9 protein-coding genes are annotated in these 9,962 nt (G+C 73.8%); 2 read left to right on the top strand and 7 right to left on the bottom strand.

Translation table 11 applies throughout. From position 1 onward, the window contains the following. Positions 1 to 35: 35 nt before the first annotated feature. The 4 genes from ACIG47_RS20020 to ACIG47_RS20035 form a co-directional block, all read right to left on the bottom strand. Positions 36 to 998 carry a tetratricopeptide repeat protein gene (locus ACIG47_RS20020; protein WP_397415079.1) on the bottom strand — a complete coding sequence of 321 codons (963 nt, stop codon included), beginning with the start codon at positions 996 to 998 and terminating at the stop codon, positions 36 to 38. A 139-nt stretch (positions 999 to 1,137) separates the two neighbouring features. After that, entirely contained in the window at positions 1,138 to 2,148 is a 1,011-nt protein-coding gene (locus ACIG47_RS20025; RefSeq protein WP_397432865.1) for a hypothetical protein, read from the bottom strand. 53 nt (positions 2,149 to 2,201) lie between these two features. Beyond that, the gene (locus ACIG47_RS20030) at positions 2,202 to 3,230 is read right to left on the bottom strand and encodes a hypothetical protein (protein ID WP_397432866.1); all 1,029 of its coding nucleotides are present in this window, start codon (positions 3,228 to 3,230) and stop codon (positions 2,202 to 2,204) included. Beyond that, positions 3,227 to 4,696 carry a hypothetical protein gene (locus ACIG47_RS20035; RefSeq protein ID WP_397432868.1) on the bottom strand — a complete coding sequence of 490 codons (1,470 nt, stop codon included), beginning with the start codon at positions 4,694 to 4,696 and terminating at the stop codon, positions 3,227 to 3,229. The genes ACIG47_RS20030 and ACIG47_RS20035 overlap by 4 nt, the downstream gene beginning before the upstream one ends. 341 nt (positions 4,697 to 5,037) lie before the next feature. On the opposite strand from ACIG47_RS20035, the gene ACIG47_RS20040 reads away from it, so the two are divergent. Then, a complete protein-coding gene (locus ACIG47_RS20040) occupies positions 5,038 to 6,585 on the top strand; it encodes a DivIVA domain-containing protein (protein WP_397415070.1) in 1,548 nt (515 codons plus the stop codon). A gap of 66 nt (positions 6,586 to 6,651) precedes the next feature. On the opposite strand, the gene ACIG47_RS20045 is transcribed toward ACIG47_RS20040, so the two are convergent. The 3 genes from ACIG47_RS20045 to ACIG47_RS20055 are packed head-to-tail and all read right to left on the bottom strand — an operon-like array spanning position 6,652 to position 8,645. Further along, on the bottom strand, positions 6,652 to 7,485 hold the full coding sequence (locus ACIG47_RS20045) for an alpha/beta fold hydrolase (RefSeq protein WP_397415067.1): 834 nt from the start codon (positions 7,483 to 7,485) through the stop codon (positions 6,652 to 6,654). Between the two features lie 58 nt (positions 7,486 to 7,543). Further along, positions 7,544 to 8,308: an alpha/beta hydrolase gene (locus tag ACIG47_RS20050; protein WP_397432869.1), complete on the bottom strand. Its 765-nt coding sequence runs from the start codon at positions 8,306 to 8,308 to the stop codon at positions 7,544 to 7,546. A gap of 37 nt (positions 8,309 to 8,345) precedes the next feature. After that, the gene (locus ACIG47_RS20055; RefSeq protein ID WP_397415062.1) at positions 8,346 to 8,645 is read right to left on the bottom strand and encodes a hypothetical protein; all 300 of its coding nucleotides are present in this window, start codon (positions 8,643 to 8,645) and stop codon (positions 8,346 to 8,348) included. A gap of 138 nt (positions 8,646 to 8,783) precedes the next feature. Between ACIG47_RS20055 and ACIG47_RS20060 the strand changes: the two genes are divergently transcribed. After that, positions 8,784 to 9,758 (top strand): FKBP-type peptidyl-prolyl cis-trans isomerase, encoded by a 975-nt coding sequence (locus tag ACIG47_RS20060; RefSeq protein ID WP_397432870.1) that lies wholly within the window; start codon positions 8,784 to 8,786, stop codon positions 9,756 to 9,758. Positions 9,759 to 9,962 lie beyond the last annotated feature (204 nt).

Here is a 9,962-nt window from a genome sequence, read left to right on the forward strand (position 1 = left end):
GGTCAGAAGGGCGAATATCCCGCACTCAACGGTGGTCAGTACAGGCTGATGGCCAGGCGCTTGCGGGCCTTGCTCACGCGCGGGTCCGTGGTGCCGGCCACCTCGAAGAGCTCCAGCAGGCGGACCCGGATCTTCTCCTTGCCGTCGGCGTCGGCGCCCGGGAGCAGGTCCAGCAGGCGGGCGAACGCGTCGTCGACCTTGCCGCCCAGCATGTCCATGTCGGCGACGGCGAGGGCCGCGTCGACGTCGGCCGGGGCGTCCGCCGCGGCCTTCCGGACCGCCGCGAGGTCGGCGTCGTGGGTGCGCTGCATGAGGTGCACCTGCGCCAGGCCCGCGGTCGCGTCGGTGTCCTTCGGGTCCTGCCGGAGCGCCTTCTCGTAGGCGGCCGCCGCCGCACCGAGGTCGTCGCGCTCGATGGCGTCGTACGCCTCCTGGTGCAGGGGCGGCAGCGGCTTCTCCGGCTCGGGCTCCGGCTCGCCGTTCGCGGCCGCCGCACCGGGCGCCCGGCCGGTGACGCCGTTCTGCTCGGCGGCGGCCAGCACCTGGTCCAGCACGCCGCGGATCTGCTGCTCGTCGGCGGCACCCTGGAACAGCGGCAGGGGCTGCCCCTGCAGCACCGCGACGACCGTGGGCACGCCCTGCACCTGGAACGCCGCGGCGACCTGCGGGGACGCCTGCGCGTCGACGCGGCCGAGCAGGAACCGGCCGCCGTACTCCTGCGCGAGGCGGCCGAGCGTCGCACCGAGGTCGGCGTTCGCCTGGTCGGTCGGGATCCACAGCAGGATCACCACCGGGTAGGTGGCCGAGTCGCGGACGAGCTGCTCGAAGTTCGCCTCGCTCACGTCCACGACGAAGCCGCCGGCTTCGGGCGCACCGCCGGGCTCGCCGGGCGGCGGCGCCTGGGGACGGTTGAGGGCGGACAGGTCGACCGCGCCGCGCACCGCGAACTCGGGCTGCGCGCTCCGGGCGGGACCGGGCTGAGGGGTGGCACTGCTCATGGGCGCAATCCTAATGAACGGCGCGCGACTCACCCGCCGACTCCGCTCTGGGCGATCACTCACCGGTCACCCCAGCGCGCCGGCAGCCCGGGGCGGGCTGTCCGGGACCGGGCGGTCCGGCGCAGCCGACGCCCGGAGGTCAGCCTCCCGAGACGGCGTAGGGCACGCGGTGGAAGCCGAGCAGGCTCACCGTGGCGGCCGATCCGGCCGGCGGCACGTACCACGCCACGGTGTAGTGGTAGGAGGTCTTCAGGACGTCGCTCCCGGCGCCGCCAGCCCACAACGCGGCGGCCGACGACGAGACGGGTGCGAGCTGCCAGCCTTCCTCGGCCCGGAGCGTCTCCTGGCCCCGGAGCGCGGCCAGCACCATGGCGCCGCCGTCGACGGTCCGGACCGCCTTGACCGCGCCCTCGACCGGCTCGAACGCGGTGCTGAACCGGCCCTCGCCGTCCTGCTCCTCGATCTGGGCGACCTGCTCGCGGCCGTCTTCGCGCAGCCGCTGCCGGAGTGCGTCGTCCGCGGTGAAGGTGCCCGCGTGCTTCGACCGGTCCCCGACCGTCAGCACGGACGCGTACTGCCCTGCCACGACGCCGGGCGGCACCAGGAGGCTCGTGTCGTCCGCCAGGACGGTGGCGCTGCCGAGGCCCGGCTCGGCGAACCGCGGCATGGTCACCAGGGACGCCAGCTGGACGTAGGCCCACAGCTTGTACTGGTCGCGGGCGCCGGCCTGGTCGAAGGCCATGAGCACGGGCGTCGTCCGGGCGTCGGGCTGCTCCGTGACGGCGAAGCTGCTGCGCGGCCACCCCTGGTCCGAGGGCAGGATCACCTGCTGCATCTGCATCGACAGGTCGGTCAGGCCGCGGGGATCGTCGGCCGCGTCGGCGACCTTCAGCTCTGCCTCGCGCATCGTGAGCGCGGGTCCGGTCAGGCGCGAGCCCAGCGGGGCGCCACCCTGCCCGGCGCCCTCCAGGACGGTCGCGACGCTCTGGAGGATCTCGCGTTCCTGCGGCTCGCTGACCACGGCCGCGACCACCGGCGCCTCGGCTTCCGGGACGGGCGGCTCGGCCGAGCAGCCGGCGAGCAACGCCACCGTCGTACCGATCCCCGTCAGGGCGATGACCGCCCGCGAACCTGCTCCGGAACGCGGCAAGGGTGGCCTCCGTGGATTCACGGGGGCCACCCTAGCGGCGGGTGCCGGGACGGTCAGCCGTTCGAGACCGACATCGGCACGTGCTCGTAACCGACCAGGCTGATCTGGTCGTCCGAGCCCTTCGGCGGCACGTACATCGCCACCATGTCCTGGTAGTTCACCTCGACGACGTTGGTCACGTCAGCGTCGCCCCACAGGGCCTGGGTGGTCTTGGTCGGCGGGCCGATCTCGCAGCCCTCCTCCTTCGCGGTGATGGTCTCCTTGCTGATCATCGCCGCCATGACGAGCGCGCCGCCGTCCGCCGTGCGGACGGACTTGACCGGGTCCTTCGTGGGCTCGTACGCGACCTCGAAGGCGCCCTTGCACTCCTCCTTGTTGATCGCGTCGACCTGCAGCTTGCCATAGTCCCGGAAGAACTGGCGCAGGTCGTCGTCCGCGAAGTTGCCCGCGTACTTCGAGTCCTTGTCGACGGTGAGCACCGACGCGTACTGCTTGATCACGTCGGTCGGCGTCGCCTTGAGGCTCTCGTCGTCCGCCGCGACGGCGGCGCTGCCCAGGTCGGCCTCCGCGAACTGCGGCATGGTGACGCCCGGCAGCAGGCGGACCCAGCCCCACAGCTTGTACTGGTCGCGGGCGCTCGCCTGCTCGAAGGTCATGAGCACGGGGGTGGTCAGGTCCTTGGGCTGCACCGTGATGGCGAAGCTGTTGCGCGGCCACTCCTGGTCGGACGGCAGGATCACCTGCTGCATCTGCATCGACAGGTCCGTGAGCGGTTCCTGGTCCTTGCGGGCCGCGGCCACCTTGAGCTGCGTCTCGCGGATGTCGAGCGCCGGACCGGACAGGCGGCCGGCGAGGTCCTCGGCCTGGCTGGACTTGGTCACCTTCTCGACGACACCCGCCACCTTGTCCAGGATCTCGCGCTCCTGCGCCTGCGTGACGACGGCCGCGGCGACCGGCGCCTCCGGCTTCGGGGTGGGCAGCTCCTCGGCGCAGCCGGTGAGCAGGCCGGCGACGGCGAGGGCCGCGACCACGGCCGCGGATCGGGTTCGTACCTTGTGCGTACGGCTGGTCGTGCGGCTCATCGGTTGCCTCCGTCGTCGGACCCGGTGACTCCCCAGGTCTGGCGCCATGCGGCAGCACGGCTGTTCGGTGTCTGCTGTTCCTCGGGCTCGGGCTCGGGCTCCGGCGCGGCCGCGGGCACGGCGGGCATCGCACCCGTCGCCGCCCGGCGCTGCGCCTGCTCCCGCATGCGCATCTCACGCCGCGTCATCGGCCGGCCCGACGCCGTCTGCTCGGTCGCCTCGGGCGCCGCGGGGGCCTGCTCCGGGGCGACGCCGCCGAGCGACGCGGGCTGGACCGGCGCCGCAGCGGGAGCGCTGCCCGGCTGTGCCCGCCGACTGCGCCGCAGGCCGCGGATCGAGGCGGCCGGCGCCGCGACGGGCTCGGGTGCGGGCTCCGGCGCGGGCGGCGGCGTGATCGGCGCTGCTCCCCCGGCCCCGCCGAACGGGGCGGGCGGACCCCAGGCCGGGGCCGGTTCGGGCTCGGGCTGCGGTGCGGCGGGCTCCGGCGCGCCACGCCCCGGCCGGAGCCGGCGCGCCGGCGAGAACCCGGCCGCACCGCTCCCGACCGGCTCCGGGGCAGCGGGCGGGAACGTCGCCGTGTGCTCCTGCGCCGGTTCTCCCGAGGCAGGCGGGAAGACGCTGGTGCCGCCGGCGGCGGGATCGGGCTGCGCGGGCGGGAATCCACCCGGCTCGGCGCCGTGCGCGCCCGGCTGCTCGCCGTCCACGCCGAAGACGTCGCGGCGCGGCAGGTCGGAGTCGGGCGTGCGGGTACGGACCGTCGAGGGCGTCCGGCCCTTGCCCGCCTTCTTGTTCTTGCTCTTGCCGCCCTTGCCGCGGCGCGCGCCGATGGCCGTGAAGACGCCCAGGATCAGGGCGAAGCCACCGCCGAGCACGCCGGGCCACAGGTAGGGGGTGGTCACCGGGCGCGGCCAGGTCAGCTCGAGCGTCGGCGCCACGGCGTCCTTGCCGACGCCGGCCGCCAGCAGCACGACGCGGCCCGGCTCCTCGGTCCAGCGCATCGAGACGGTGGTCTCGCCGCTCACCTCGGACAGCCACATGTCCGACCCGGCAGGGTCAGGGCCGGTGCTCGGCCTCTCGGCCGGCTCCTCGTCGGCCGGGGCCTCGGACTCGCCGTCCGCCGCCTCGTCGGTGGCGGGGCCGGTGCCCGGGACGACGCTCAGCGTCTCCCAGGACGACAGGCCGGTCACCGAGTCGTAGGGGTCGGTGCCGACCCAGCCGAGCACGTCGACGTCGGACCCGAGCGCGAGCGTGACCTTCTGTCCTTCGGGCACGGTGGCCCGCACGGTCACCTGGTCGTCGACGAGCCCCAGCACACCGGGCTCCGTCACGACCATGGTTCCGTCACCGCTGGGGGTCGCGGTCGCGACGACGGTGTCGGACTCGCGCAGGACGGTCGCCGTCGCGACCCCGTAACCGATCCCGCCGAGGCCGGCGAGGATCAGGAGAGTCGCCAGAAAGCGTTGCACCACCGATTCCCTTCGAATTTTGGGCGCGTGCCCGTCGATCAGGTGGGTGATCCAGCATAAGGACCGATCACGGACGACTGTCCAATGACGGTCGTGCTTGTGCGGTTCGGCCGGGATCCTCACCCTTCCTTCACCGGGGCGACGGAACCACCAGGTCGCGACCGGGGCCGCGCGGGCCGCCGTGAGTATTCCATGCAATCCGTACATTGCATCCGGTAGTGGTGTATCCACATCAGCACAACACACGTATCCTGGGCGCCGGACGGGCCGTAACGAACGGCGTCCCACAGGGGGGAGCCTGACCCGCGCCTCACCAAGTCCCGACACTGGAGGTCTGCACCGTGTCCGACGAGCGCTCGCTCTTTCCGACTGCCATGCGCGGGTACGACCGCGACCAGGTGCACGCGCACCTGGACCGGCTGAACCATGCCCTCGAAGAGGCACGTCGACAGGTCGAGGCCTCCGACAGCCGCGCCATGCAGCTCACGCAGGACCTCAACGACGCCAAGCGCAACCTCCGCGAGACCGAGAAGCCGTCGTACGCCGGCCTCGGCTCGCGGATCGAGCTGCTGCTTCGCTCCGCGGAGGACCAGTCGACCGACATCATCAACCAGGCCAACCAGCAGGCCGCGGACATCATGGCACGGGCGAAGCTGTCCGGCGGGCAGGTGCGGTCGCGCGCCGAGTCCGAGGTCGCCGAGATGCTCGCCAGCGCCCGCCGCGAGGCCGAGGAGATCCGCACCACGACGGCCGCCGAGGCCGAGGGCCACCTGCTCGCCGCGCAGCGCCGGGCCGAGGAGCTCGTGGGTTCCGCCGAGCGCGAGTCCGCGCAGATCGCCAGCGCGATCAGCGCCGAGGAGAGCGAGCGCCGCGCCAGCCTGGAGCGCGAGCTCGGCACCCTGCGCTCGACCGTGGAGCGCGAGACCACCGAGCTGCGTGTGAACACGGAGCGCGAGACCGCCGCGCTGCGGGCCAAGGTCAACGCCGAGACCACCGAGCAGCGCGAGACCGCCGAGCGCGACTCGTCCGCCATGCTGGCGAGCGCCCGGGCCGAGGCCGAGCAGATCCTCTCGGAGGCGCGCCGCCAGGCCGCCGAGGCGTCCAACGCCGTCACCACCGAGATGGAGGACCTGCGCGAGCAGGCGCGTGCGGCGCTCGCCCAGGCGGAGCTCGACATCGCGACCCGCAAGGAGGCCGTGGAGAAGGAGCTCGCCGAGCGGCACGAGACGGCCAAGGCCGAGACGGCGAAGCTCGTCGCGACGGCCGAGGAGCACGCCGCTGAGGCGGAGAAGCGCGTGGCCGTGGCGCTGGAGCAGGCGGAGAAGATCCGCTCGGAGTCCGACGTCTACGTCAAGGACCTCGTGGCCGACGCCCGCAAGTCCGCCGACCGGATCGTCGCGGAGGCCCGCGAGTTCGCGGAGCAGACCATCGACGACGCCCGCGCCGAGGCCGAGTCCAGCCGGTCCGCCGCGCAGCACCAGCTCGAGGACCTCACGCGTCAGCACGACTCGATCAACTCCTACCTGGACGAGCTGCGTGGCATGCTCGGCACGCCGGGCGACGCCGCTCCGGCCAAGCCCGCACTGCCGGCCAAGCCGAAGGGTCTGTCCGGGGCCACCCCGGCGCAGCAGGCACGGTTCGCGGTCGTCGGCGACGGCACCGAGGCCGAGCCCGAGGTCTCGACCGACACCGGGTCCATGCCGGCCTCGATCCCGCCGAGCAACCCGACGCCGGTGCCCGTCGGCAACGCCACCGTCGTGATCCCGTCGGTCAAGGGCACGAAGGCCAGCACGAAGGCCGGCCAGAGCGCGGCCGACTCGGCCTCGTCGCCCGCCGAGAGCGAGGACGCCGAGGAGCCGGTGGCCGAGAAGGCCGGCGCCTCCAGCTGACGCCCGTCCCGTACGACGAACGGCGGCCCTCCCGTGCGGGAGGGCCGCCGTTCGTCGTACGGGCGCTCAGTGGTGGTGGTGGGCGACCACCTGGTTGTGCAGCAAGGCCAGGGCCGCGGCGACCGCCTGCGGGTCCTCGACCACGCTCATGTGGCCGACGCCGGGCACCACGGTGAGGGCGGCGTCGCCCGTGGTGGCCCCCGAGGGGGAACCGGCCGCGGCCCGCACCATGTGCTCGGCCTCGGCGAGCGGTGTGATCGTGTCCTCGGTGCCCACCACCACCGCGACCGGCGCGTCGAAGCGTTCGAGCACCGCCGTCCGGTCGGGACGCGCCGCCATCGCGCGCTGGGCCCAGGCGACCCCTGCCGGGGACTGCGCCCGGATCCACGAGTCGAGCACGGGGAAGAGCTGCCGGCGGTGCTCGGTCGTCGTGGTGCCGACCAGGGCGGCGGGCATGCCGAGCACGGCGTCCACGGTCTGGCTGTCGTCCGCCGCGGCGGCGATCCGGAGCCGCTTGGCTCGGGCCTCGTCGGTGTCCGCGGTGGACTTGGTGCCGACCAGGCCGAGTCCGGCCACGAACCCCGGGTGCCGTTCGGCCAGCGCGAGAGCCACGTACCCGCCCATGGAGTGCCCGACGACGACGGCGTTGCCCTCGCCCTGCTCGACCATGGTCCGGTAGACGCAGTCCGCGGCGTGCTCGATGCTCGGGGCGTACCCGTCGAGGTCGCTGTGCCCTGCGCCCGGCAGGTCCACGCCGATCGCCCGCGTGCCGGGCGGCAGGTGCTGCGCGCAGGTGGCCCACATGCGGTGGTCGAGGGGGAAGCCGTGCAGCAGCACGAGCGGAAGGCCCCCGCCCTCGTGCAGCGGATAGGTCGCCAGGGTTCCGTGGGATGAGGTCATCGTCGTCCTCCTGTGGTCGTTGCTGCCATGGTGCGTCGACGTCGCCCGGTACGCGCGCTCAGGACGCGCCCAGCGGTCCGTCCCAGTGCGTGGGCAGCGGGAGCGGGTGGCCGGGCAGCACGTGGGCGACGATCTCGTTCAGCACGCGCGCGACGGCGGGCTCGCCGACCCACAGGTGCTTCGCCCCGTCGACCCCGATCACCTCGGCCTGCGGCACCCGCGCGAAGCGGCGGCGCGCCTCCTCGGGCCGGAGGTAGTCGTCGAGCTCCGGCACCAGGACCACGAGCGGCTTGCCGAACGCGGCCCAGCGGTCCAGGTCCTCGTCCGTCGCGCGGTGCAGTGGCGGGGACAGCAGGATCGCGCCCTCGACGGCGGGGTCGGCGCCGTGCTTGAGCACCAGCTCCGTGCCGAACGACCAGCCGACCAGCCACGGCCGGGGCAGGCCGCGGAACTCGGCCAGCTCGATGGCGGCGGCGACGTCGTACCGTTCGGCGTCACCGCCGTCGAAGGCGCCCTCGCTCGTCCCGCGCGGCGAGGAGGTGCCCCGGGTGTTGAACCGCAGGACCGCGAGGTCGGCCAGCGCGGGCAGGCGCCAGGCCGCCTTGCGGTACACGTGGGAGTCCATGAAGCCGCCGTGGGTGGGCAGCGGGTGGAACGTCAGCAGGGTGGCGGCGGGCTCGGCGTCCGCGGGCAGGGCGAGCTCGCCTACCAGGGTGAGGCCGTCGGCGGTGTGCAGCTCGACGTCCTCGCGCTGCGCGGGCAGCACGGTGAGCGAACGGATCTGGTGGGCCGCGGGCTTGGCTTCGGAAGTCATCGGTCCCATTCTCTCCCCCTCGGCCCGCACGTCCGACGAGCGCGCGTCACCGCAGGTTCGCGCGGCGCTGCCAGCAGCTCGTGTGCCAGTGCCGGCGGGCGTCCAGGCCGGCGTCGGGGCCGCCGAACCCGTCGGTCCGCCACGCGACCACGTGCGCCGTCCCCGGGGTGACCTCCTGGCGGCAGGCCGGGCAGACATAGGTCTTGTCGGACGAGCGGATGTGCTGCACCACCCACTCGCCGTCGGCGGCGGACTCGCTGCGGCGGCCGCCCGTCGCGCGGTCCACGTCGAGGGGGACGTGGCCCGCGGCGTACGGACGCTTGCTGGAGCGGCGCTTCGACGGCATGGCATCTATTCTTCCGCAGGGTGGGGCGGATGGCTCGACCCCCGCCCCACCCTGCCCGCAGCCTGAAAGCCTCACTCATCCGAGCCCGCTAGAGTGTGGCGGTCCCCAGCAAGGCGCACACCGACCGAAGGACTACTCGTGAAGCACCGCACCACCGCCGGCCTGGCGGCCGTCGCGCTGGCATCCATCGCCCTCACCGGCTGCGCAAGCGGCGACGACGCCGCGGACGGCGGCGCCGCCTCCGACGGCAACGTCTGCGAGGTGACCCCGGCCGCCGCGCCCTCGCCCGCGCCGAGCCCGTCCGAGGAGGACATCAAGGCGGTGGAGGGGATCGAGGTCTCCGGCCCCGTCGGCAAGGCCCCGGAGGTCTCGTTCAAGACCCCGCTGGAGGTCAGCACCCCGTCGTCCCGTGTGGTCGACGAGGGCACGGGCGACGAGCTCGCCGAGGGCGCGCAGGCCACCATCGACTACGTGGTCCTGGGTGGCAAGGACGGCAAGCAGACCTACTCCACGTGGGAGACCAAGAAGCCCGAGTCGTTCACGCTGGGCGACCCGCAGTACGACCTGCTCAACGACCGCCTGATCGGCCAGAAGGTCGGCGCGCGCATCGCCATGGCGAGCACCGCGATGGACCAGACCGTCCAGGTCACCGTCGTCGAGGTCTCCGGCGTCAAGGACATCCCGACCCGCGCCGAGGGCACCGCCGTCGAGCCCGAGGCGGGCCTGCCGACCGTCGAGCTCGCCGACGACGGCCAGCCGACCGTCACCATCCCCGAGGGCTACGAGGCGCCGACCGACCTGGTCGTGCAGCCCCTGGTCCAGGGTGACGGCGCCGAGGTCACCAAGGACCAGACCGTCACCGTGCAGTACGCGGGCTGCCTGCTCGACGGCACGTCGTTCGACTCCTCGTGGAGCCGCGGCACGCCGACGTCGTTCCCGCTCAACGGCGTGATCCCCGGCTGGACCAACGGGATCGCAGGCCAGAAGGTGGGCAGCCAGGTGCTGCTCGTCGTCCCGGCGGACCAGGGCTACGGCGACCAGGAGAACGGCGCCATCCCGGCGAACTCGACGCTCGTCTTCGTGGTCGACATCCTCGAGGCCAAGGCGGCCTGACCCGACGGCCGCTCCGTCGCGGCACCCTCGCGTCACCGGGCACTGCCTCGTGACGTGAGACGTGCCGCACGCCGCGTGCGCATCCTCGCTGGTCAAGACCGAGACGTGGGGGGGGGCCCCCCCCCCGGGGCCCCCCCCCCCCGGGGGGGGGGGGGGGTGGGGGGGTGGAAATGCCCCCCCCCCCCCCCCCCCGCCCCCCCGCCC

Origin of the sequence: Promicromonospora sp. NPDC052451, from assembly GCF_044547525.1 — a bacterium.
In the GTDB taxonomy this organism is placed as follows: domain Bacteria; phylum Actinomycetota; class Actinomycetes; order Actinomycetales; family Cellulomonadaceae; genus Promicromonospora.